The 21,486-nt window shown below is 68.1% G+C and carries 27 protein-coding genes; 12 read left to right on the plus strand and 15 right to left on the minus strand.

Annotated elements, in window-relative coordinates:
* Window positions 1–2: 2 nt before the first annotated feature.
* Together J7528_RS16565 and J7528_RS16570 are read left to right on the plus strand one after the other, a co-directional pair.
* Window positions 3–614: an inner membrane-spanning protein YciB gene (locus tag J7528_RS16565; RefSeq protein WP_291876571.1), complete on the plus strand. Its 612-nt coding sequence runs from the start codon at window positions 3–5 to the stop codon at window positions 612–614.
* A 100-nt stretch (window positions 615–714) separates the two neighbouring features.
* Window positions 715–1,275 (plus strand): MarR family transcriptional regulator, encoded by a 561-nt coding sequence (locus J7528_RS16570; protein WP_291876574.1) that lies wholly within the window; start codon window positions 715–717, stop codon window positions 1,273–1,275.
* 192 nt (window positions 1,276–1,467) lie between these two features.
* Here the strand turns inward: J7528_RS16570 and J7528_RS16575 are convergent, their stop codons facing one another.
* Complete coding sequence (locus tag J7528_RS16575; protein WP_291876576.1) at window positions 1,468–1,743, minus strand: hypothetical protein; 276 nt, start codon at window positions 1,741–1,743, stop codon at window positions 1,468–1,470.
* 106 nt (window positions 1,744–1,849) lie between these two features.
* Between J7528_RS16575 and J7528_RS16580 the strand changes: the two genes are divergently transcribed.
* Window positions 1,850–2,233 (plus strand): hypothetical protein, encoded by a 384-nt coding sequence (locus J7528_RS16580; RefSeq protein WP_291876578.1) that lies wholly within the window; start codon window positions 1,850–1,852, stop codon window positions 2,231–2,233.
* A 4-nt stretch (window positions 2,234–2,237) separates the two neighbouring features.
* Here J7528_RS16580 and J7528_RS16585 read toward each other — a convergent pair whose 3' ends face one another.
* The 4 genes from J7528_RS16585 to J7528_RS16600 form a co-directional block, all read right to left on the minus strand.
* Entirely contained in the window at window positions 2,238–2,750 is a 513-nt protein-coding gene (locus tag J7528_RS16585) for a DsbE family thiol:disulfide interchange protein (RefSeq protein ID WP_291876580.1), read from the minus strand.
* On the minus strand, window positions 2,747–2,914 hold the full coding sequence (ccmD, locus tag J7528_RS16590; RefSeq protein WP_291876583.1) for a heme exporter protein CcmD: 168 nt from the start codon (window positions 2,912–2,914) through the stop codon (window positions 2,747–2,749). The genes J7528_RS16585 and ccmD overlap by 4 nt, the downstream gene beginning before the upstream one ends.
* Window positions 2,911–3,654, minus strand: coding sequence for a heme ABC transporter permease CcmC (gene ccmC / locus J7528_RS16595; RefSeq protein ID WP_291876586.1), 744 nt, complete (start codon window positions 3,652–3,654; stop codon window positions 2,911–2,913). Before ccmC ends, ccmD begins: the two co-directional genes overlap by 4 nt.
* A gap of 107 nt (window positions 3,655–3,761) precedes the next feature.
* Complete coding sequence (locus J7528_RS16600; protein WP_291876589.1) at window positions 3,762–4,358, minus strand: Spy/CpxP family protein refolding chaperone; 597 nt, start codon at window positions 4,356–4,358, stop codon at window positions 3,762–3,764.
* Window positions 4,359–4,592: 234 nt separating this feature from the next.
* Between J7528_RS16600 and J7528_RS16605 the strand changes: the two genes are divergently transcribed.
* The gene (locus tag J7528_RS16605; protein WP_291876592.1) at window positions 4,593–5,486 is read left to right on the plus strand and encodes a DMT family transporter; all 894 of its coding nucleotides are present in this window, start codon (window positions 4,593–4,595) and stop codon (window positions 5,484–5,486) included.
* Between the two features lie 157 nt (window positions 5,487–5,643).
* Here J7528_RS16605 and ccmB read toward each other — a convergent pair whose 3' ends face one another.
* Both ccmB and ccmA read right to left on the minus strand, forming a co-directional pair.
* Window positions 5,644–6,309, minus strand: coding sequence for a heme exporter protein CcmB (gene ccmB / locus J7528_RS16610; protein ID WP_291876595.1), 666 nt, complete (start codon window positions 6,307–6,309; stop codon window positions 5,644–5,646).
* Window positions 6,306–6,920: a heme ABC exporter ATP-binding protein CcmA gene (gene ccmA / locus J7528_RS16615; protein ID WP_291876597.1), complete on the minus strand. Its 615-nt coding sequence runs from the start codon at window positions 6,918–6,920 to the stop codon at window positions 6,306–6,308. The genes ccmB and ccmA overlap by 4 nt, the downstream gene beginning before the upstream one ends.
* A 183-nt stretch (window positions 6,921–7,103) precedes the next feature.
* On the opposite strand from ccmA, the gene acnA reads away from it, so the two are divergent.
* The 3 genes from acnA to J7528_RS16630 all read left to right on the plus strand — a co-directional run bounded on the left by acnA (window position 7,104) and on the right by J7528_RS16630 (window position 11,581).
* Window positions 7,104–9,794: an aconitate hydratase AcnA gene (gene acnA / locus J7528_RS16620; protein ID WP_291876600.1), complete on the plus strand. Its 2,691-nt coding sequence runs from the start codon at window positions 7,104–7,106 to the stop codon at window positions 9,792–9,794.
* Between the two features lie 167 nt (window positions 9,795–9,961).
* Entirely contained in the window at window positions 9,962–10,681 is a 720-nt protein-coding gene (locus J7528_RS16625; RefSeq protein ID WP_291876602.1) for a DUF1223 domain-containing protein, read from the plus strand.
* 552 nt (window positions 10,682–11,233) lie between these two features.
* The gene (locus J7528_RS16630) at window positions 11,234–11,581 is read left to right on the plus strand and encodes a DUF2794 domain-containing protein (protein WP_291876605.1); all 348 of its coding nucleotides are present in this window, start codon (window positions 11,234–11,236) and stop codon (window positions 11,579–11,581) included.
* On the opposite strand, the gene J7528_RS16635 is transcribed toward J7528_RS16630, so the two are convergent.
* Both J7528_RS16635 and J7528_RS16640 read right to left on the minus strand, forming a co-directional pair.
* Complete coding sequence (locus J7528_RS16635; RefSeq protein ID WP_291876608.1) at window positions 11,578–11,919, minus strand: hypothetical protein; 342 nt, start codon at window positions 11,917–11,919, stop codon at window positions 11,578–11,580. The two genes, J7528_RS16630 and J7528_RS16635, sit on opposite strands and share 4 nt — an antisense overlap.
* Window positions 11,920–12,016: 97 nt before the next feature.
* The gene (locus J7528_RS16640) at window positions 12,017–12,766 is read right to left on the minus strand and encodes a Bax inhibitor-1/YccA family protein (RefSeq protein ID WP_291876611.1); all 750 of its coding nucleotides are present in this window, start codon (window positions 12,764–12,766) and stop codon (window positions 12,017–12,019) included.
* A gap of 202 nt (window positions 12,767–12,968) precedes the next feature.
* Between J7528_RS16640 and J7528_RS16645 the strand changes: the two genes are divergently transcribed.
* The gene (locus tag J7528_RS16645; protein WP_291876613.1) at window positions 12,969–14,021 is read left to right on the plus strand and encodes an aldo/keto reductase; all 1,053 of its coding nucleotides are present in this window, start codon (window positions 12,969–12,971) and stop codon (window positions 14,019–14,021) included.
* 3 nt (window positions 14,022–14,024) lie between these two features.
* Here J7528_RS16645 and J7528_RS16650 read toward each other — a convergent pair whose 3' ends face one another.
* Entirely contained in the window at window positions 14,025–14,378 is a 354-nt protein-coding gene (locus tag J7528_RS16650; protein ID WP_291876616.1) for a TonB family protein, read from the minus strand.
* A 100-nt stretch (window positions 14,379–14,478) separates the two neighbouring features.
* Between J7528_RS16650 and thpR the strand changes: the two genes are divergently transcribed.
* Complete coding sequence (thpR, locus tag J7528_RS16655; protein ID WP_291876619.1) at window positions 14,479–15,018, plus strand: RNA 2',3'-cyclic phosphodiesterase; 540 nt, start codon at window positions 14,479–14,481, stop codon at window positions 15,016–15,018.
* On the opposite strand, the gene J7528_RS16660 is transcribed toward thpR, so the two are convergent.
* Together J7528_RS16660 and J7528_RS16665 are read right to left on the minus strand one after the other, a co-directional pair.
* Complete coding sequence (locus J7528_RS16660; RefSeq protein WP_291876623.1) at window positions 15,015–15,449, minus strand: hypothetical protein; 435 nt, start codon at window positions 15,447–15,449, stop codon at window positions 15,015–15,017. The genes thpR and J7528_RS16660 overlap by 4 nt on opposite strands.
* Before the next feature lie 586 nt (window positions 15,450–16,035).
* The gene (locus tag J7528_RS16665) at window positions 16,036–16,416 is read right to left on the minus strand and encodes a DUF2237 domain-containing protein (RefSeq protein WP_291876626.1); all 381 of its coding nucleotides are present in this window, start codon (window positions 16,414–16,416) and stop codon (window positions 16,036–16,038) included.
* A gap of 90 nt (window positions 16,417–16,506) precedes the next feature.
* On the opposite strand from J7528_RS16665, the gene J7528_RS16670 reads away from it, so the two are divergent.
* A complete protein-coding gene (locus J7528_RS16670) occupies window positions 16,507–17,391 on the plus strand; it encodes a CoA ester lyase (protein ID WP_291876628.1) in 885 nt (294 codons plus the stop codon).
* Window positions 17,392–17,411: 20 nt separating this feature from the next.
* A complete protein-coding gene (locus tag J7528_RS16675; protein ID WP_291876631.1) occupies window positions 17,412–18,380 on the plus strand; it encodes a hypothetical protein in 969 nt (322 codons plus the stop codon).
* Here J7528_RS16675 and J7528_RS16680 read toward each other — a convergent pair.
* Window positions 18,377–18,757: an HIT domain-containing protein gene (locus J7528_RS16680; protein ID WP_291876935.1), complete on the minus strand. Its 381-nt coding sequence runs from the start codon at window positions 18,755–18,757 to the stop codon at window positions 18,377–18,379. The two genes, J7528_RS16675 and J7528_RS16680, sit on opposite strands and share 4 nt — an antisense overlap.
* A gap of 49 nt (window positions 18,758–18,806) precedes the next feature.
* Entirely contained in the window at window positions 18,807–19,853 is a 1,047-nt protein-coding gene (locus J7528_RS16685) for a MaoC family dehydratase (RefSeq protein ID WP_291876633.1), read from the minus strand.
* A 135-nt stretch (window positions 19,854–19,988) separates the two neighbouring features.
* On the opposite strand from J7528_RS16685, the gene mdh reads away from it, so the two are divergent.
* Window positions 19,989–20,951: a malate dehydrogenase gene (mdh, locus tag J7528_RS16690; RefSeq protein WP_291876636.1), complete on the plus strand. Its 963-nt coding sequence runs from the start codon at window positions 19,989–19,991 to the stop codon at window positions 20,949–20,951.
* A gap of 60 nt (window positions 20,952–21,011) precedes the next feature.
* Here mdh and J7528_RS16695 read toward each other — a convergent pair whose 3' ends face one another.
* Window positions 21,012–21,443 (minus strand): CBS domain-containing protein, encoded by a 432-nt coding sequence (locus J7528_RS16695; protein ID WP_291876639.1) that lies wholly within the window; start codon window positions 21,441–21,443, stop codon window positions 21,012–21,014.
* Window positions 21,444–21,486: the final 43 nt, after the last annotated feature.

The raw sequence follows: 21,486 nt of genomic DNA on the forward strand, positions 1-21,486 counted from the left end.
CCGTGAGCGAAGCGCCTGCCGAGACTCCGAAAAAGAACAATGGCTGGGTCCGGACGGTCGTCGACTACGGCGCGGCCCTGGCGTTCGGCGCGACCTATTTCATCACCAAGGATTTCCAGAAGGCGACCTGGGTGCTGGTCGCCGCCTCGGCCGCGGCCCTGGCCATCGGCTACGCGGTCGAGCGCCGCCTGGCCCTGCTGCCGCTGTTTTTCGGCGGCATGGCCCTGGTGTTCGGCACGCTGGGCCTGATCTTCCACAGCGACGTCTTCGTGAAGATCAAGGTGACGGTGATCAACCTGGCCCTGGCCGCCTTCCTGTTCGGCGGCGTACTGACCAAGCGCCAGCCGCTGAAGCTGATCATGGGCGAGGCCCTGCACCTGCCCGACGCGGCCTGGCGCACCCTGACCCTGCGCTATGGCGGCTATTTCGCGGTCGTCGCCCTGCTGAACGAGATCGTCCGCAACACCCAGGGCACAGACACCTGGGTGAAGTTCCGCATCGGCCTGCTGCCGCTGGCGCTGGTGTTCGTCGCCACCCAGGTGCCCTTCATGATGAAGCACATGGCCAAGGGCGATGAGCCGACGGCGGCCGAACCCCCGGACGCGGGCTTCTAGGTTTCCGCCGTCCACGGACCGTTGTCGTCAAATCGACGTGTTAGGGTGCTAGCGTTCGCCCGTCGGCCGAGTGAGGCCGTGCGGAATTGGGGACGCGAGCATGGCCAAGAGCAAGGGTGAGAAGACGGTCGGGGGTCTCCTGGAGCGCTCGCCCAGCCACCTGCTGCACCGGGTCCTGCAACTGGCGCTCGACATCTATGCCGAGGAGTGCGGCGAGGCCGGGGTCACCCAGCGCCAGTTCGCCGTGCTGGCCGCCGTGGCCGAGAACGAGGGTGTCACCCAGACCGCCCTGGTCCGCGCCACCGGCATCGACCGCTCGACCCTGGCCGACATGGTCGCCCGCATGATCACCAAGGGCCATCTGGAACGTCAGCGCTCCAGCGAGGACGCCCGCGCCAACAGCGTGCGCCTGACCGACGCCGGTCGCGAGGCGCTGGAGACCATCCGCCCGATGGTCGGCATGGCCGACGCCCGCATCCTGGCGCTGCTCAAGCCGGGCAAGCGCGAAGGCTTCCTCGACCTCCTCTCCGACATGGCCGGCGCCGAGCTGCACCCGGCCGAAGCCGAGCCCAAGGCCAAGAAGCTGAAGGCGCCCAAGGCCGAAAAGCCGAAAAAGGACAAGAAGCCCAAGAAGGACAAGGCCGCGAAGAAGGCGGCTTAAAGGGCTTTTCTCGCTTTCCCTTGATTGCCTTCCTCGCCCTTGTGGCGAGGATCCATGGTTCTGCCAGGTTCGGAATTTCAGGAGGGGGCGCCGCCGAGGTTGGCGCGCGCCCACAGTGGCTCTGGACGCTGGACCCTGGGTCCTAGGCACAAGGCCTAGGAAAACAGAATTGGAAGGCTTGGGGCCGGAGCCCTAGACCACGATATTCAGTAGCGAGCCCGGGCGCAGGATCTTCTGCGGCTGGGCGTCGGGCTGCACGAACGGCTTCTGCGGCGCGGGGCGGTGCTGCGGCTGAGCCATGGTCTGCATCTGCACCGTCGACGGCGCGGCGGCCGGACGGGTCGGGGCCGCGTCGCCCAGGGCCTGCTGGAAGAACGCCGCGCGCGTCGACGCGGCCGGACCCGAGGCGGGGGCGGCGGCGGGCTTCGACGGGACGGACGGCCAACCGGCGGGACGGACGTTGCTCATGACGCGGACTGTAACATGGTTAACGGAACTTCGGCGAGTATGGTCAACGCGGAGTTAACAGGATAGGTCCGCGACCAGTGAGCGCACCTTGTCCTCTGGAGACCCCGTGAACCGGCAGAAGATTATCTTCCTGGTCGTCCTGATCGCGGTCGGGCTGTTCATCGCCGCCATGGTCGGCTCGATGATGCCGAGCAAGGAGACCCTGCCGAACGGCTACCAGCTGTCGATGGGCGGCAAGGGCGAGACCTGGATCCGCTCGCCGGACCGCCAGACCCTGGTGACGGATGTGAGCGGGGTCTGGACCTCGGCCGACAGGATGCTGGTCGAGCGCCACCAGACCGACGACAAGCCGCCGTTCGAATTGCTGGACTGCGACTACCAGGTCGCGGAAGGCAAGGGCGCCCTGAAGCCGGTCGCCAAGGCCGAGGCCCTGGCCATGCTGGCCAGGCTGGAGCGCCAGGCGGCCTCGCCCAAGACCTGCGTGAAGTAGCGGCCTACTTCGCCTGCTTGAGCAGGTCCTCGGCCGCGTCGGGCGTCAGCGGGCCGGTGTGCTTGGCGATGATCATGCCGTCCGAGCCGACCAGATAGGTCTCGGGCACGCCGGTGACGCCGAACTCGAAGCCCGCGCGGCCGTCGCGGTCGACCAGGCGCTCGGCGAACGGGTCGCCCAGGCGGGTGAGGAAGGCCTGGGTGTTGGCCGGGGCGTCCTTGTAGGCGATGCCGACCACCTTCACGCCCTGGGCCTTCAGGGCCATCAGCTGCGGGTGCTCGACCTCGCAAGGGGCGCACCACGACGCGAAGAAGTTGACCAGGATCGGACCGTCGGCCGCGTTGCGGATCGGCGCGTCGCGGCCGCTGGCCAGCTCGGGCAGGGCCAGCGGCGGCGCAAGCTTGCCGACCAGGGCGTGCGGCTGGACATGCGGGTCGCGCTTGAGCGCATAGCCCGCGAACAGGGCCGCCAGGGCGATCAGCACCAGCAGCGGGGCGAAGGCCAGGACGCGCTTCACGACTTCAGCTCGTCGAGTTCGGCCTGCAGGCGCTCGGCTTGTCGCTTCCAGCGGCGGGCGCCGGCCAGGCTGTCGGCGATCAGCCAGGCGAAGGCGACCGCCGAGATGGCGAAGGCGGGCCACAGATAGGCGGCGTACTTGCCGGCGTCGAAATCGAAGCTCATCGGGCGGTCTCGGCCAGTTTCAGCGACAGGCCGCGGGCCTTGCGCCGCCAGACGAGAGCCCGGATGCGCACCAGCCACAGCGCGCCGAAGCCGCCCAGATAGGCCAGGCCCATCAGCGCCGCCGGCCAGGCATAGATCGCCGGCAGGCCATCGCCCTTGGCGGCCATGAAGGTGGACGAGCCCTGGTGCAGGGTGTTCCACCAGTCGACCGAGAACTTGACCACCGGCAGGTTGATCACGCCGACCAGGGCCAGGATCGCGGCGGCGCGAGCGGCCTTCTGCTCGTCCTCCAGCGACCCCCGCAGGGCCATGTAGCCGAGATAGAACAGCAGCAGCACCAGCACCGAGGTCAGGCGCGCGTCCCACACCCACCAGGTCCCCCACATCGGCTTGCCCCACAGCGAGCCGGTGATCAGGGCCAGGGCGGTATAGACCGCGCCGATCGGGGCGCAGGCCTGGGCGGCCAGGTCGGCCAGGGCTTGCCGGAAGACCAGGGCCAGGAAGCTGGCGACCCCGAGACAGACATAGATGAACATCGACAGCACGGCGGCTGGGATGTGGATGAACATCATCCGCACCGTATCGCCCTGCTGATAGTCCTCGGGGACCAGGAAGGTCATGACCAGGCCGGCGATGGCGGCGAGGGTCGACAGCACGCCCAATAGCGGCGCGGCCCATCGCGAGAAGGTCATGAACCGCTCGGGATTGGTCAGGAAATCGAACGTGTGGCGCGCGTCCATGTCCACGCTCTAGAGCGGCGCGTCGGCGCGGGCAATGGCCGTATCGCTACTGAAGCGGAGAAGACGCGACGTGTGCAGGCACGCCGCGCCTTCACGCCCGATCGGGGTCAGCCGACCTTGCGCTGGATGATGACCTTGCGGTCGCCGCTCTTGAAGACCTGCGGACCGCGGGTGTCGAAGCGGTGCACGTGGAAGCCGCCGCCGTCGCGACCGCCGTCCATGCCCAGCACGTCGAAGGTCTTCTGCTGGCTGGGGGTCAGGGCCAGGTAGAAGGCGCGGGTGGCTTCGGCGCGGGCCTTCATGGCGTCGGCGGCCTTGGCCATATGGTCCAGGCGCTCCAGCGTGGTCGGGGGCGCGGGCTCGGCGCCGTCCTTGGCCTCTTCCTTCTTGATGACCATGGGCTTGGGCGCGGTGGCCTCGACGAAGGCCTTCAGGGCGCGGTCCTGGTCGGGGCGCAGCTGCAGGACGTCGCGCAGGCGCTGGGCGCGCTTTTCCGGATCCGGGGCGCGGAAGTGGTGGCTCATCATGCCCATGTCCGGGCCCATGGCCATCAGCATGTCCAGCGGCGGCAGCGGCGGGGCCGGGGGCGCTGGCGGAGCGGGCGGCGGCGGCGGGGCGGGGATCTGGGCCGAGGCGGCGCCAGCGGCTGCCAAGACGGTGACGGCGGCGCCCGCGAGCGCCAGGCGAACAAGCGATTTACGCATGGGTTGTGAGCTCCCTGAAGTGTTGATGGGCGAGAGCTTGGCCATCTGGATATGGCGCGAAAATGTCCGGATTCATGAACAATGTTACATGATTGGCGGGGTTCGAAAGGCGCCGCGCCTTGCGCTCAAGCTGGCGCGCGTTATGTCAGCTGCCACATCCGGGATCGTCATCCTCTAGACAGCGCGCAGGGCTCGCCAGGCGCGCGCCTGCCCGCCTACGCCATTGGAGTCCGCATGAAGTCGCTCGCTTTCGTTGCCTTGGCCGTTGCGGGCGTCTCGTGGGGTCTGGGCTTTCCGACCGGGAAGCTGATCCTGACCCAGACGGACTCCAGCCACATGGTGCTGCTGCGCTTCGCCGTGGCCGCCCTGGCCGCCGCGCCGTTCGCCCTGCGCCGCGCCGAGGTGCGGGCGTTGTTCAAGTCGCCGATCGTGCTGCTGGCCGGCGTGCTCTACGGCGTGGCGTTCATGGTCCAGTTCGAGGGCCTGGCGCACGTGTCGGTGACGGTGGCGGCGCTGCTGGTCGGCGCCATGCCGGCCCTGATCGCCGTCAGCGCCAAGGTGCTGGGCGAGAAGGTCTCGAAGATGTCGTGGGCCGGCGTGGCGGCGGCGACCTTGGGCGCGGCCTGCATCGCCGGCAAGCCGGACGGGGCCAGCTCGCCCTACGGCGTGGCCCTGTCGATCGGGGCGCTGTTCCTGTTCCTGGCCTGGCTGCTGACCTTGCGGAGGGCGCCGAAGGCCCCGAACGCCATGGCCATCCCGGCGGTGTCGATCATCGTGGCGGCCGCGACCATCCTGCCGATCGCCTTCTTCATGCACGGTCCGCCGAAGCTGGATCTGACCGCGCCGGTGTGGGCCGCGATCCTGGCCCAGGGCGTGCTGGCGACCTTGCTCGCCACCGCCGCCTGGCAGTACGGCGCGGCCCGGGTCGGAGCGGCCAGCGCCGGAGTGTTCATCAATATCGAGCCCCTGATCGGCGCGGCCTGCGGCGTGCTGCTGTTCGGCGACCACCTGACCGCGGCGCTGTTCGCTGGCGGGGCGCTGATCATCGGCGGCAGCTTGCTGGTGGTGCTGGGAGAGAAGAAGGCGGCGCTGGGGGATGTGCAGGCGACGGTGGCGTCGACGGCGTAGTTCTCAGCTGCAAATTCCTCGTCATCCCGGCCGAAGCGGAGCGTAGAGCCGGGACCCAGGGGCGGCCGGCACGGCGTTCACGCACCCCCTGGGTCCCGGATCACGCCTGCGGCGCGTCCGGGATGACGAGTTTAAGTGGGCCTGGCAGGAAGTTAAGTTAATCCAACGCGTTCCGGCACGCCGCGCCCATCGCCACCGGCGACAGCGCCACCGCCGCCACGCAGTAGGCCAGCAGCAACATCAGCCCGCCCGTCCACGGCAGCCCCGCCGAATACCCGTCCAGCGCCCCCGCCCCGAAGATCACCGGCGGCGCGAACAGCGGCAGGACGATCACCGCCACCAGCAGCCCGCCGCGCTTGGACCCCAGCGCCAGCGCCGCGCCCAGTCCGCCCAGGAACGCGAACGCCAAACCCCCGGCCAGGGCGCACAGCACCAGCAGCGGCACGACCTTCACATCCGCGCCCAGCATCAGCGCGGCGACCGGCGCCGCCAGGGCCAGGGGCGCGCCGGTGGCCAGCCACTGGGCCAGACACTTGGCGACGGCGACGGCTTCCAGCGGCGCGGGGCCCAGCGCCAAGAGGTCCAGGGTCCCGTCCTCGTAGTCGCGCTCGAACAGGCGCTCGAGTGACAGCAGCGCCGCCAGGGCCAGGGCCAGCCAGGCGATGCCCGGCGCGATCGCCGCCAGCCGCTCGGGCGCGCGGCCAGACGCCATCGGCAGCAGCACGACGACGCAGGCATAGAAGGTCAGCGCCAAGAGCGGTCCGCCGCCTCGGCCCCAGGCCAGGGCCAGTTCCCGCCGCAGGAGAACGCCGAACGCCTTCATGCGCCGACCTCCACATTGCGAGCTGGAATGGGTAGCGGATCGTGCACCGAGGCCAGGATCATGCCGCCGGCCGCCAGATGCTCGGCCATCACCGCTCCGAACGCCGCACGCTGGGCCGCGTCCAGCGGGGCCATCGGCTCGTCCAGCAGCCACAGCGACCGGGGGCTGGCCGCCAGTCGCGCCAGGGCCAGGCGTCGGCGTTGGCCAGCCGACAGGCGGCGGACCTCCAGGTCCAGCAGGCGGTTCAGGTCGAAACGCTTGGCGGCCGCGCGGGCGCTGTCGTCAGTGCCGCCGGTCCACAAGGTCTGGAACCGCAGCTCCTCCCAGGCCGTGCGGCTGGATTTCAGCCCGTCCTGGTGACCCAAAAGATGCAGGTGCTCGGCCCGCGCCGTCTCGGCCTCGATCGGTCCGGTCTCGCCCTGGAAGGTCACGCCACCCTCGGCCGGTCGCAGCAGGCCCGCGACGGCGCGCAGCAGGCTGGTTTTCCCCGCCCCGTTGCGTCCGACCAGCGCCGCGGCCTGGCCCGCCTCAAGCGTCAGATCCAGCTTGGAAAACAGCCTTCGCTCGCCACGCGAAATCGCCAGATCCTTAATGAGAACAACTCTCAACATGCCAAGACCCCGCGCGCGACATGGACGTTGCGCGGCAGCAGCGCTAAGAAGCGGCCGGTCGCCCCCCTCCAGTCGTTCAGGGTGGTACGCGGCGCGGAGGCGGAACCTGTGTGTCCCTTCCGATTAGCGCGTGATCCCGGGAGTGGTTTTCGGGCGGCCGTGGACAGAGAAGGATCCTCTAAAATGGCGTCTGTTGACAGCCTGAAAGCCCGCCGCGAGCTCAAAGTCGGCAACAAGTCCTACGTCTATTACAGCCTTCGCGCCGCCGAGGAAGCCGGTCTTGCCGGAACGTCGTCGCTGCCGGTCTCGATGAAGGTGCTGCTGGAAAACCTGCTGCGCAACGAAGACAGCGTTTCGGTCAACGAAGACGACCTGAAGGCCGTCGCGGCCTGGCTGCAGAACAAGGGCTCGGTCGAGCACGAAATCAGCTTCCGCCCGGCGCGCGTGCTGATGCAGGACTTCACTGGCGTTCCCGCCGTCGTCGACCTGGCCGCCATGCGCGACGCCATGGTCGCCCTGGGCGCCAACCCGGCCAAGATCAACCCGCTGAACCCCGTCGACCTGGTCATCGACCACTCGGTGATGGTCGACAACTTCGGCAACCCGAAAGCCTATGACGACAACGTCAAGCGCGAGTACGAGCGCAACATCGAGCGCTACCGCTTCCTGCGTTGGGGTTCATCGGCGTTCAACAACTTCCGCGTTGTCCCGCCCGGCACCGGCATCTGCCACCAGGTGAACCTGGAATACCTGGCCCAGACCGTCTGGACCAACGAAGTCGACGGCGCCGAAGTCGCCTATCCCGACACCGTCGTCGGCACCGACAGCCACACCACCATGGTCAACGGCCTGGCCGTCCTGGGCTGGGGCGTCGGCGGCATCGAGGCTGAAGCGGCCATGCTGGGCCAGCCGATCCCGATGCTGATCCCGGAAGTCATCGGCTTCAAGCTGACCGGCGCCCTGCCGGAAGGCGCGACGGCCACCGACCTGGTGCTGACCGTCACCCAGATGCTGCGCAAGAAGGGCGTGGTCGGCAAGTTCGTCGAATTCTACGGCGACGCCCTGGCCAACCTGACCCTGGAAGACCAGGCGACCATCGCCAACATGGCGCCGGAATACGGCGCCACCTGCGGCTTCTTCCCGATCTCGGCCGCCACCGTGGCCTTCCTGAAGGGCACCGGCCGTTCGGCCGAGCGCGTCGCCCTGGTCGAAGCCTACGCCAAGGAACAAGGTCTGTGGTGGGAGCCCGGCGTCGCCGAGCCGACCTTCACCGACACTCTGGAACTGGACCTGGCCTCGGTGCAGCCGTCGCTGGCCGGCCCCAAGCGCCCGCAGGACCGCGTCCTGCTGGCCGACGCCTCGGTCAAGTTCCAGGAGTCGCTGGTCGGCGAGTTCGGCAAGGGCGAGCAGCCCGACCTGCGCGCGCCGGTCGAGGGTGAGAACTTCGACGTCGGCCACGGCGACGTGGTCATCGCCGCCATCACCTCGTGCACTAACACGTCGAACCCCTCGGTCCTGATCGCCGCCGGCCTGCTGGCCAAGAACGCGGTCGCCAAGGGCCTGAAGACCAAGCCGTGGGTGAAGACCTCGCTGGCGCCGGGCTCGCAGGTGGTCACCGACTACCTGGCCAAGGCCGGCCTGACCAAGCACCTCGATGCTCTCGGCTTCAACCTGGTCGGCTACGGCTGCACCACCTGCATCGGCAATTCGGGCCCGCTGCCGGAAGCCATCAGCAAGACCATCAACGACGCCGACCTGGTCGCGTGCTCGGTGCTGTCGGGCAACCGCAATTTCGAAGGCCGCGTGAACCCGGACGTGCGGGCCAACTACCTGGCCTCGCCGCCGCTGGTGGTGGCCTATGCCCTGGCGGGCTCGCTGAAGATCGACCTGGCCACCCAGCCGATCGGCCAGGACAAGAAGGGCAACGACGTCTTCCTGAAGGACATCTGGCCTTCGAACGAAGACATCGCCGCCCTGCAGCGCAAGGCGATCAACGAAAAGATGTTCGCCACCCGCTACGGCGACGTCTTCAAGGGCGACAAGAACTGGCAGGGCATCAAGGTGACCGGCGGCCAGACCTACGCCTGGGAAGGTGACTCGACCTACGTCCAGAACCCGCCGTACTTCCCGAACATGTCGATGACCCCGGCCCCGGTCACCGACATCGTGGAAGCCCGCATCCTGGCCGTCTTCGGCGACTCGATCACCACCGACCACATCAGCCCGGCCGGTTCGATCAAGACGTCCAGCCCGGCCGGCAAGTTCCTGGTCGACCACGGCGTCGAGCCGGTGGACTTCAACGGCTACGGCGCGCGTCGCGGCAACCACCAGGTGATGATGCGCGGCACGTTCGCCAACATCCGCATCCGCAACAAGATCACGCCGGAGATCGAAGGCGGCGTGACCAAGCACTTCCCGACCGGCGAAGTGATGCCGATCTACGACGCGGCCATGAAGTACCAGGAAGAAGGCCGCCCGGCGGTCGTCTTCGGCGGCAAGGAATACGGCACCGGCTCGTCGCGTGACTGGGCCGCCAAGGGCACCAAGCTGCTGGGCGTCCGCGCGGTGATCTGCGAAAGCTTCGAGCGCATCCACCGCTCGAACCTGGTCGGCATGGGCGTGCTGCCGCTGCAGTTCGTGCAGGACGGCTGGCAGAAGCTGGAGCTGACCGGCGAGGAGATCGTCTCGATCCGCGGCCTCACCGACCTGGCGCCGCGCAAGCAGCTGATCGTCGAGCTCTACCGCCCGACCGACGGCCGCATCGCCCGCTTCCCGGTCCGTTGCCGCATCGATACGCCGACCGAGCTCGAGTACTTCAAGAACGGCGGCGTCCTGAACTACGTGCTGCGCAACCTGGCCAAGTCCGAGGGCTAAGCAGCGCTCAGGCGTCTGAAAAAGGCGGCCGGTCCCCTCGGGGGCCGGCCGTTTTTCGTTGGAGAGGGGCGTGACAACGTTTTCTCCGCGTTTTCTCCCCATGGACCGGCGCTATTCACGGCCTCGTGAACGGATATCCGGGGCGTTCTTGGCTTAAGTGACCCGCAATGCGTAAGGCCGTCCTCCCCCTGCTCGCCCTGGCCCTGTCCGGCGTTCTTGTTCCCGCCGCCGCCTGGGCCCAGAAGGCTCCGGTGGTGGTCGAGCTGTTCACGGCCCAGGGCTGCTCGTCCTGCGGCAAGGCCAACCAGGTCGCGGCGGACCTGGCCAAGGACGACGGCGTCCTGGCCCTGACCTATTCGGTCGACTACTGGGACTACCTGGGCTGGAAGGACACCTTCGCCAAGCCGGTCTTCGCCGAGCGCCAGCGGGCCTACGCCAAGAAGTTCGCCCTGCGCGACGTGCCCACGCCCCAGGTCGTGGTCGCCGGCCGCGTCCAGGCCTCGGGCGCCAAGGCCGAGGCGGTGCAGGACCTGGTCAAGACGGCCAAGCGCACCCCGCTCAACGCGCCGGACATGGAATTCATCGGCAAGAACCGCGTCGCGGTCGGCTCGGGCCCGGCTCCGCGCGGCGGCGGCGAGGTCTGGCTGGTGCGCTACGACCCGCGCGAGCAGGACATCGCCGTCAAGCGCGGCGACAACAAGGGCCAGACCCTGGTCCACCGCAACGTGGTGCGCGAGCTGGTCAAGCTGGGCCCCTGGACGGGCCGGCCTAAGCTCTATCGCCTGCCGGTCGCGGCCGACGACAATCTGGAAAGCGTCATCCTGGTGCAGGGCGCCAAGGGCGGCCGCATCCTGGGCGTCCTCGAGACGACCAAGACCGAGCGCTAGGGCTCCCGGGAACTCCACACAAAGAAAAACCCGCGTGACCGGAGGGGACGGGCCACGCGGGTTCCTTTTGCATGTCGGCGAGAAGCGTCTCGTGACCGGGCGGGCTGGGGGGCTGGACAGGAACCCGGTCCGCTCTTCGTCGACGCTTTCTTTATCGCGGCCGGTTCGGGCGAGGTCTGGGCCGAACCAAGGTCGTTTTGCGGCGGGCTTTTTTCAAAACTTGGAATGCAAAAAGCCCGCGCGGTGGGGGAGAACCGCGCGGGCTAATTGGGGGAGGGGATATAGAGTTTGTCGGCTGACCGGCCCGCGATCTGGGGGGCTGGGGGGGCTGTTCAGGATCCGAGACCGTGGGGTTTCCGATCAGCCGACGATGTTGTTATCGACCCGCAAACAGGCGGGCGAAGGACCGAAATAAGGTCATATCGGGGCGCACCATGGCCATGCGGTGTCATTTTCGTCCGGCGTGACTGTCGCGACACGGATCGTTTCCCGTCCGCGAAAACGGGGCCGGCCGGCTGTTCCATTCGGGCGATTTGGGCTTAGATTCACGAGATGGCCCTGGACTCCCATCCCACCGCACCTGTCGGCGGCCCAACTGGCGGCGTCGTCTTTTTCGAGCGCCGCGAGCTGGATCAGCTGATGCGCCTGTACGGCCGGATGGTCGCGGCGGGCGAGTGGCGCGACTACGGGATCGCGGGTCTGTCCGATCGGGCCGTGTTCTCGATCTTCCGCCACGCCGCCGAAGCGCCGCTCTATCGGGTCGAGAAGCATCCGGCCCTGGCCCGCAAGCAGGGCGCCTGGGCGGTGTTCGGCCAGGGCGGCCAGATCCTCAAGCGCGGCCACGAACTGCCGGTGGTCTTGAGGGTGTTCGAGAAGGGCAAGTTCTCGGTGGTCGACTAAAAGCTGAAGCCCAGCTTGGCGCCGACGAAGCGGCCGTCATTGTCGTAGCCGCGCGCCGTGCCGATGCCGCTGCTGTCCGCGCTGGGCTGGATGCCGCACAGCACGCCGACCCCGCCCGAGACCGCGCCGTCGCGCCGCTCGATCGCCGTCCGCGCCACGCCTCGGGGCAGCGGCGCTGGAGCCTGGGCGTAGCGCAGCTCCACCGGGCCGACCGGCTTGAGGTTCAGGGGCGCGGAGAGATTCGGCGCTTTGGGCATCGGCGGATAGGCCGGGATCGCCTGGGCGTAGGCGCCGGTCGCCGCCATCAAAGCGACTGTCAGGGCGAAGGCTCGGATCATCGTCGTCTCCATCCCACCAATGTGGGTGCGAACCGGCCAAAGAAAAAGCCCCGACGGTTTCCCGCCGGGGCCCGGTCTTTCGACCCTTCCGCCCGTCTTAACGACGGCTGCCCAGGATGCTGAGCAGGAATTGGAAGAGGTTGATGAAGTTGATGTACAGCGACAGCGCGCCGAAGTTGGTCGCCACGCTCTGGCCGGCGGCGTCGCCGCCCAGGGCGTAGTAGGTCATCTTCAGGCGCTGGGTGTCATAGGCGATCAGGCCCGCGAAGATGAACACGCCCAGCACGTTGATCATCAGCATCAGCATGCTGTTGTGCAGGAACATGTTGACGATCGAGGCGATCAGGATGCCGACCACGCCCATGATCAGGAAGCTGCCGAAGCCGGTCAGGTCCTTCTTGGTGGTGTAGCCCACCAGGCTCAGGCCACCGAAGGCCGCGGCCGTGATGAAGAAGGTCGAGGCGACCGACTGGCCAGTGTAGCGCAGGAAGACGCTGCCCAGCGAGGCGCCGATCAGGGTGACGATCGTCCAGTACAGAGCGCCGGCGGTGCGCGGCTGCGGGTTGCGCAGCGCGAAACCGGCCACCAGCATCAGCACGATCGGCGCGAAGGCCACGATCATGTAGATGGGGGTCACGCCGACCAGGACGCCGCCCTGGACGACGAACATCAGGTCGCGCACGGCCGGGACCGACGAGGTCACGAAGGCCAGGGCGCCGGACAGGACGAGACCCAGCGCCACCTTGTTGTAGACGCCGAGCATGAAACTACGCAGGCCGGCGTCAACCGACATGTCGGCGCGATCCGCCGGGATCGAGCGCGCGTAGTCGCGGTTGAAGTCGTTCATCGAATTAAGCCCTTGAGCTAAGAGCGTCCACGGTGGACGCGATCCTGAATATCGGGTGTCCCGGCCCGCCGCGCAATCCCCCTCCGCGATGCGTTCATGGTATGCATTCGGGAATGCGGCTGTTCGGCGCCGCGCCTTGCGGGACAACGGCAGACGCCCTTAGAAAGCTCCCCACACAAGGCAAAACAGGGGCGCGTCGCCGATGGAATACGTCAAGCTGGGCCGCACGGACGTGTCCGTCTCGCGCTGCTGCCTGGGCACCATGACCTGGGGCTCGCAGAACACCGAGGCCGAGGCGCACCAGCAGATGGACTACGCGCTGGGTCGCGGGGTCAATTTCTGGGACACGGCCGAGATGTACGCCAGCCCGCCCAATGCCGAGACCCAAGGGCGGACCGAGAGCTACATCGGCTCGTGGCTGGAAAAGACCGGCAAGCGTCACGAGATCGTGCTGGCCTCCAAGGTGGCCGGTCAGGGCGCGGCCTTCGGCGGCCTGCCGTGGATGCGCAAGGACGGCTCGGTCACCCGCCAGACCAAGGCCCAGATCGACGAGGCCGTCGAGGGCTCGCTGCGCCGCCTGAAGACCGACTATCTGGACCTCTACCAGCTGCACTGGCCCGACCGGCAGGTGCGGGTGTTCGGCGGCCAGGCCTACAAGGATTACGACCAGAACTTCGAGGCCTTCGGCGACATTCTCCAGGCGCTGGACGCCCACGTGAGGAAGGGCTCGATCCGCCATCTGGGCGTCTCCAACGAGTTCCCCTGGGGCGTGATGAAGTTCCTGTCCGAGAGCGAAACGCGCGGCCTGCCCCGCATCGCCTCGATCCAGAACGCCTACCACCTGGCCAACCGCACCTTCGAATACGGCCTGGCCGAGATCGCCATGCGCGAGCAGGTGGGCCTGCTGGCCTATTCGCCGCTGGCCCAGGGTCAGCTGACCGGCAAGTACCTGGACGGCGCCCTGCCGGCCGGCTCGCGCAAGGCGCTCTACAACCGCATGCAGCGCTATGAGGGTCCCGGCTCGCAGGAGGCGTTCCGCGCCTATGTCGACCTGGCCAAGGCCCAGGGCATCGATCCGGCCCAGCTGGCGCTGAAGTTCTGCGACACCCGCCCGTTCGTGACCGCCACCATCATCGGCGCCACCTCGATGGCGCAGCTGACGACGGCGATCGACGCCTTCGACCTGGCCTGGACCGACGACCTGGAGACGGCGGTCAACGCCATCCACGCCCAGCACCCCAACCCCTGCCCGTAACGACTAGGGTTCCTGCGAGGGCTCCGTCTCCGGCGGAGCCTTGAAGATCAACGGAATGATGACCTTGCCGCCGTCGACGGGCTTTCCATTGACGGTCTTGGGCTTCATGCGGAACTGGGCGCTCAGCCTCAGGGCGGCCGCGGACAGTCCCAGGTCCTTGGGGGTCTCGCTCAGGACCTCGCAGTCCTTCAGTGTGCCCTGAGCGGTGACGAAGCAGCGCATCATCACCTTTCCCCAGGGCGCCTGGTTGGGATAGGGGTCCTCGCCCTGGACCTGGGCCGCCGCCGGCCAGGCCAGCAGCAGGCCGGTGGCCAGCGCCAGGCCGGCGCGTCCCGTTCGATGATGGCCTCGCGTCACGTCCCCGCCCCCAGTTCGGCGCAACCGATAGCAGTCGCTCTTCGCCGATTGCAACGTCCGGCGGACTTGCCGCCGCTCCGGAGCGCGGTACATCAGACACATGATCCGTCTGTTCACCGCCATCGCCATCCCGCCCGACATCGGCCAGGGCCTGCTGCCCCGCCAGCACGGCATCGAAGGCGCGCGGTGGCGGCCGCTGGAGGCGTTCCACATCACCCTGCGCTTCATCGGCGACGTGCAGGAGCCGGTCGCCGCCGACCTGGACGAGGCCTTGGCGGAAATCACCGCGCCGGCCTTCGACCTGACCCTGGCCGGCGTCGGCCATTTCGGCGAAGGCCCCGACATCCACGCCGTCTGGGCCGGGGTCGAGGACAGCGCGCCGCTGCGGCGTCTGCAGAAGGCCAATGAAAGCGCCGCCCGCGCCGCCGAGCTCAAGCCTGAAAGCCGGCTCTACACGCCGCACGTCACCCTGGCCTATCTGAAGCGCGCCGCCGCGCCCGAGGTCGGCGCCTGGATCCAGGCCAACAACCTGCTGCATGCGCCCAGCTTCCATGTCGACCGGTTCGGCCTCTATTCCAGCTGGCAGACCAGCCAAGGCTCGGCCTATCGGCTGGAACGGGAATACCCGCTGGCCGGCTAGTTCGGGAAGGCCGGCGGCGGAGGCGGTCCCGCGTCGCGCGGCAAGTACAGACCATAGGCCGAGGGCGTGACTGGGCCGCGATAGGTGTCTAGCGGCCACGGGCCTGCGATGGGATCGCGCCAGCCGACATATCTCACGCGACTGGTCTCGGCCGTATATTCGTTCACCCAGCCGGCGCGCTTGCAGCTGCTGTACCGGGCCGAGGTCTCGGCCCGGCAGCGGAAGCCGCCGTCGACGGCCTGACAGTCATCGACCTGGCGGGCGGGATGGTAGCATTGGGCCAGTTGCCTGGCGGTCGCCTTCGCCTCGGCCGTCGCCTGGCGCTTGGCGTCCTTCTGGGTCGGCGCGGTGGCGTAGTGCTGGCCGTCGGCGACCGCGGTTCCGGCGACCAGAGACAATAACAGGCTGAACGCGACGAGACGCTTGTCCATCACCCGACCTCCCGAAACTCGACCTCCTGGCGATTTCGATTTGTCGTATATTTCAGGGGTTGTGGCAAGGCGCTCAAAACGATCCCCTCTCTCGCAAGGGAAGTAGAGGATACAGCGTGCTCTATCCTCGGCGTTCGCGAGGTCGACCTCAATGAAATCAACGCCTTGTCGATTTTACGCGCCGCTGAATGATCCGCGCTAAATTCCGCCGCACAATCATAGCCATCCCCGTCGCGGGGGAGGGCGTTTGGATCCGGCCCAAAACGGCGGCGGGGATAGGCTGAGCGGGGCCGCTTCATCCACGGATGTGAGCGGAGCGACAGGGCGGTGATCGTGAAAACCGCCTATCGTGGATTGTCGGGCTGGAGCCGGTAGAGCCGATCCAGTGGGTCCACGCCCGTCCGCGGGGAACGGAGGCCCGAGCAGACAATGCTCACGCCCGCCGTCCTGATGGAAACAACAGCCTGGCGGAGCGGACGACGAGCCGAAACGCAAAACAAACCCTACGGTCTCCGGGTTCGCCCGGCCGCTCCGTCGCCTCCCCACACACCTTCAGCGGCTGGCCGCGTGAGGCCGAAACGCCGTGTCACGCCACCGCGTGGTCCTTCAGCACCCCCAGGGTGACAATGGCCAGCATCTCCTCGTGGGTGGCTTCCAGCACCACCTGGGGGGCCATGCCGGCGTCCAGGGCTTCCTTCCAGCGACCGGCGCAGAGGCACCAGCGGTCGCCGGCCTTCAGGCCCGGAAAGGCCAGTTCGGGACGCGGGGTGGACAGGTCGTTGCCCTGGGCCTTGGAGAAGGCCAGGAAATCGTCGGTCATCACCGCGCAGACGGTGTGCAGGCCCAGGTCGTGCGGACCCGTCTCGCAGCAGCCGTTGCGATAGAAGCCGGTGACCGGGTCCATCGAGCAGGCGGCCAGTTCGCCGCCCAGGACGTTCCGGGCGCTCTTGTCGTAACGGGTGCTCATGTCGGCGACCCTACGCCCGCACGCGCCCAAGGGAAGGCTTTTGTCGCGGCGCGGCGATGCTTAGGGTCGAGGGGCCAAGGGAGTTCTCGCATGTCCGACACCGCTATTCGTCCGCGCCGCAGCGCGCTTTACATGCCCGCCTCCAACGCCAAGGCGGTCGAGAAGGCTCGCACCCTCCCCGCCGACATCATCATCCTGGACCTGGAGGACGCCGTCGCGCCCGAGAGCAAGCCTGCGGCGCGCGAGGCGGCCGTGGCGGCGGTCAGGGCCGGGGGCTTTGGGCCGCGCGAGGTGGTGATCCGGGTCAACGGCCTGGATACCCCCTGGGGCGCCGAAGACCTGGCCGCCGCCCGCGAGGCCGGGCCGGACGCGGTGCTGGTCCCCAAGGTGGACGATGCGGCCGATGTGCGCCTGTACGACCAGCATCTGAACGGCGCGCCGCCGCATACCCGCCTCTGGGCCATGATCGAGACCGCCAAGGCCGCCTTCCACCTGTGGGAGATCGCCGGCGCGGTCCATGGCACGCGGCTGTCGACCTGGGTCATGGGCGTCAACGATTTCGCCAAGGAGATGCGGGCCCGCCAGACCCCGGATCGCGCGCCGTTCCTGCCGCTGCTGACCCTGTCGGTGGCGGCCGCCCGCGCCCATGGCCTGACCATCCTGGACGGGGTGCACAACGACATCGAGGACCTGGCGGCGCTGGAGGCGGTCTGCGTGCAGGGCGTCGACTTCGGTTTCGACGGCAAGACCCTGATCCATCCCAAGCACCTGGAGATCTGCAACCGGGTGTTCTCGCCCTCGCCCGAGGACCTGGCCTGGAGCCGTGCGGTGATCGCCGCCTTCAACGCGCCCGAAAATTCTGGCAAAGGCGCCTTGCGGGTGGACGGCAAGATGGCCGAACGTCTGCATCTGGCGCAGGCCGAGCGCCTGGTCGCGGTGGCGGAGGCTATCGCGGCGAGGTCGGCGGGCGCCTAGGGGGCAGTTGAAGGTTTCTGATGCGGGCTATCGTTCTCTCCGTCGTCATGGTCGCCAGCCCCGCGCTGGCGCAGACCCCGGCAGCGCCCGCACCGGTTCCGCAGGTGGCGACGCCTCCGGTCAGTGACGCGCCTGTCAGCACGGCGCCGGCTCAACCTGGTCCCGAGGTCCCGCAGGCGATCGACCCGCTGGCCGACCTGATCTCGCAGAGCGCCCAGACCACCGACGAGGAAGAGGCCGAGACGGCCAACAAGCCCGCGCCCAAGCATCGCGGCACGATCCTGCCGATCCCGCCGCCCGAAGCGACCGTGGCCCCGGACGGAAGCCCGACCCGAGCCCAGGTCTACGAGATGCGGGTCAAGGGCTCGGTGGCGGCCGCCCAGAGCCTGCAAGGTCCGCTGGACGGCGGCTGGAACGTCAACGGCGCGAACGGCGGCCAGATCTACGCCTTGCAGATCGTCGACAAGGCCGGCGGCTATGGCGAGCTGGAAGGCGCCTGGCGCGACCTGCGCCGGCCCGGCAGCGTCGGCTCGACCGGCCTGGTCGAGGACCTGCGCCGCGAGGGCGACGCCGTCGTCGCGCGCTTCAGCCCCAAGGTCGGCCAATCCTCGGTCCTGACCCTGCGGCCGTCCGGCTATGAGCGCTGGTCCGGCGAGCTGGTCGAGGACGGGGCGACCGTGGCGGTGGTGGCCGAGCACATTCTCCCGCAGGCCCCGCCCGGCTATGAGACCGATCGGCGCGGACCCTATGTCTGGCCGGTCGCCCAGCGCGCCGCCGTCAGCCGTCCGGCTCCCGCCGCCCCGGCCTGCTCGACCAAGGGCAAGAAGGGCAAGGCGCTGAAGGCCGCCAAGGCCAAATGCGCGGCGGCGGCCAAGAAGTCCAAGGGCTCGACCGCCAAGAAGGGCAAGGGCGGCAAGGCGTCCAAGGCCACCGCCGCCAAGCGCGGCAAGGCGACGGCCAAGAAGAGTTCAGCGAAGAAGCGGCGCTAGGCCTTCAGGGCCTTCCGCGCCGCCGCGATCGGCGCGGCCAGGGCTTCGGTCGAATAGACGTCGGCCGGGCTGTGGCCCCAGACGGGACCGGGCCAGGCCGGATCGGCTTTGCGGCGACCCACGACATGGACGTGCAGCTGGGCGGTGACATTGCCCAGGGCGCCGACGTTCAGCTTGTCGACCGCCAGGCCCAGCGCCGCCCCGACCGCGCGGACGGCGGTTCCGGCCAGGACGATCTCCTCCATCAGCTGGATCCGATGGGCGGTGTCCAGCTCCTCGATCTCGCGGAGATCGGGCTGACGGGGGATCAGCACGAGCCACGGATAACGGGCGTCGTCCTGCAACCTGGCCTGGCAGAGCGGCAGGTCCGCCACCATATGCGACGTGGCGGCGAAGGCGGGGTCGAGAATGAAAGCTTGCTTGTCTTCAGCCACGTTTCGGAACCGCCGCCCAATAGTCGAAGTCGAGAATGACCGCCGGATCGTAGACCCCTTCGCCATCCTTGTCCGGGAAGTCCGCGCAGGGCCGGTCCTTCGTGGCGACCAATCGCAGCCGCAAGGCCCCGACCTCACCCAGGTCGGCCTTGTCCAGCACCTCGCTCCAGGCGAACACCGTGCCGCCGGCGAAGAACGGGGCCACGTGCCGCCCGCCGTTGATGGCCAGGATCAGGCCAGCGTTCTGCAAGCCGTTGAACGACAGCGCCTTGGCGGTCGAGATCACCACCCCGCCATAGATCAGCCGTTTGCCCGACGGGTCCTGGCTGCGTTCGAAGGCGTTGAAATGGACCTTGGCCGTATTCTGCCACAGCCGCGTGGCCATCTGGTGTTCGGCCTCTTCCACCGCCATGCCGTCGACATGGTCGATCTTCTCGCCGACCGCATAGTCCTCGAAGGCGTGCGGCGCGCCGGCCAGGGCCCAGTCATAGCCGCTGAAATCCAGGCCTGGCGGGATCACCAGATCGGCCGGCGCCACCGCCGCCGACAGGGTCGGGACCGCCTGCTCGGCGACCTGCGCCGCCGGATCGCGTTTTCGCACCATCACCCAGCGCACATAGCTCAGCACCGCCTCGCCACGCTGGTTGGTCCCGGTCGTGCGCACATAGACGACGCCGGTCTTGCCGTTGGAGTTCTCCTTCAGACCGATCACGTCCGAGACGGCGCTCAGGGTGTCGCCGGGAAAGACGGGCGCCAGGAACCGGCCCTCGGCATAGCCCAGATTGGCCACCGCGTTCAGGCTGATATCCGGCACGGTCTTGCCGAACACGACGTGGAAGGCGATCAGCGGATCGACCGGCGCGGCGGGAAGGCCACAGCTCTTGGCGAATTCATCGGACGAGAACAGCGAAAAGCGCGGTCCATAAAGCGCCGTGTACAGCGCGACATCGCCCGCCGTGATCGTCCGCGGCGTGGCGTGGACCAGTCTCTGGCCCAGCTTGAAGTGCTCGAAGAAATGGCCCGGATCGGTCTTGCTCATGTCCGGTTCCTCTTATCGTTGTTCACCCATCATTGCCGCAGTGCAGCGAAACCGGAAAGAGGGCTTGAGACTGAGCCGCTACGGGTCTAGACCGCGCCGCGACATTCCACTGTCCACAGCCTTGATGGAGACCCCATGGCTCGCGCGAAGATCGCCCTTATCGGCGCCGGCATGATCGGCGGCACCCTGGCCCACATCGCCGCTCGCGAAGAGCTGGGCGACGTGATCCTGTTCGATATCGCCGAAGGCACCCCGCAGGGTAAGGCGCTCGACATCGCCGAAGCCTCGGCCGTGTTCGGCAAGGACGTGGCCCTGAAGGGCGCCAACGACTACGCCGACATCGCCGGCGCCGACGTCTGCATCGTGACGGCCGGCGTGCCGCGCAAGCCGGGCATGAGCCGCGACGACCTGCTGGGCATCAACCTGAAGGTCATGAAGGCCGTCGGCGAAGGCATCAAGGCCCACGCCCCGAACGCCTTCGTCATCTGCATCACCAACCCGCTGGACGCGATGGTCTGGGCCCTGCAGCAGTTCTCGGGCCTGCCCAAGGAAAAGGTCATCGGCATGGCCGGCGTCCTCGACTCGGCCCGCTTCGCCTACTTCCTGGCTGAAGCCACCGGCGTGTCGGTCGAAGACATCCACGCCTGGACCCTGGGCGGTCACGGCGACGACATGGTGCCGATGGTCCGTCACTCGACCGTCGGCGGCCTGCCGCTGCCGGAACTGGTCAAGCAAGGCTGGCTGACGCAAGAGAAGCTGGACGCCATCGTCGAGCGCACCCGCAAGGGCGGCGGCGAGATCGTCGCCCTGCTGAAGACCGGCTCGGCCTTCTACGCCCCGGCGGAAAGCGCGATCGCCATGGCGACCTCGTACCTGAAGGACAAGAAGCGCGTCCTGCCGTGCGCCACCTTCCTGACCGGCCAATACGGCCTGGACGGCCTCTATGTCGGCGTGCCGGTCGTCATCGGCGCCGGCGGCGCCGAGAAGATCGTCGAGTTCGAAACCAACGACGCCGAAAAGGCCATGTTCGCCAAGTCGGTCGAGTCGGTTCAGGGCCTGATGGAAGCCTGCAAGTCCATCGACAGCTCGCTGGTCTAAGACTTCAGACTCAAGCTGATACGAGAAGGGCGGCTCCCCATGGAGCCGCCCTTTTTGTTTCTAGTGCGCCGCGTCGCCCGGCTCCTGGGAGATCTCTTCCAGGGTCTTGCCGACCTGCTTGGCGCCATAGTCCTTGGCCACGTCGCCCAGCGACAGGATGCCGGTCAGGTTGCCGGAGTCGTTGAGCACGACCAGGCGGCGGACCTGATTGTTGGCCATCTTGGCGGTGGCGTCGGCCAGGATGTCGTCTTCCTTCACGCTCAGCACCTCGCCGTCGGACATGACGTCCGAGACGGCGCTGTCGAAGCTTCGGCCTTCGGCGACCACGCGCAGGACGATGTCGCGGTCGGTGACCAGGCCGACGACCTTGCCGTTGTCGACGACCGGCACCACGCCGCTGTCGACCTTGGCCATGGTCTCGGCGACCTTGCGGATGCTGTCGGTAGGACGGGCGACCGAGACCTGGCTGGTCATGGCGTCGCTGACTTTCATGGCAAACCTCATGGGTTGGGAATTCCGAGGCTCTAAAACCCAC

The sequence above is a fragment of the Caulobacter sp. genome, from assembly GCF_017744445.1.
GTDB lineage: Bacteria > Pseudomonadota > Alphaproteobacteria > Caulobacterales > Caulobacteraceae > Caulobacter.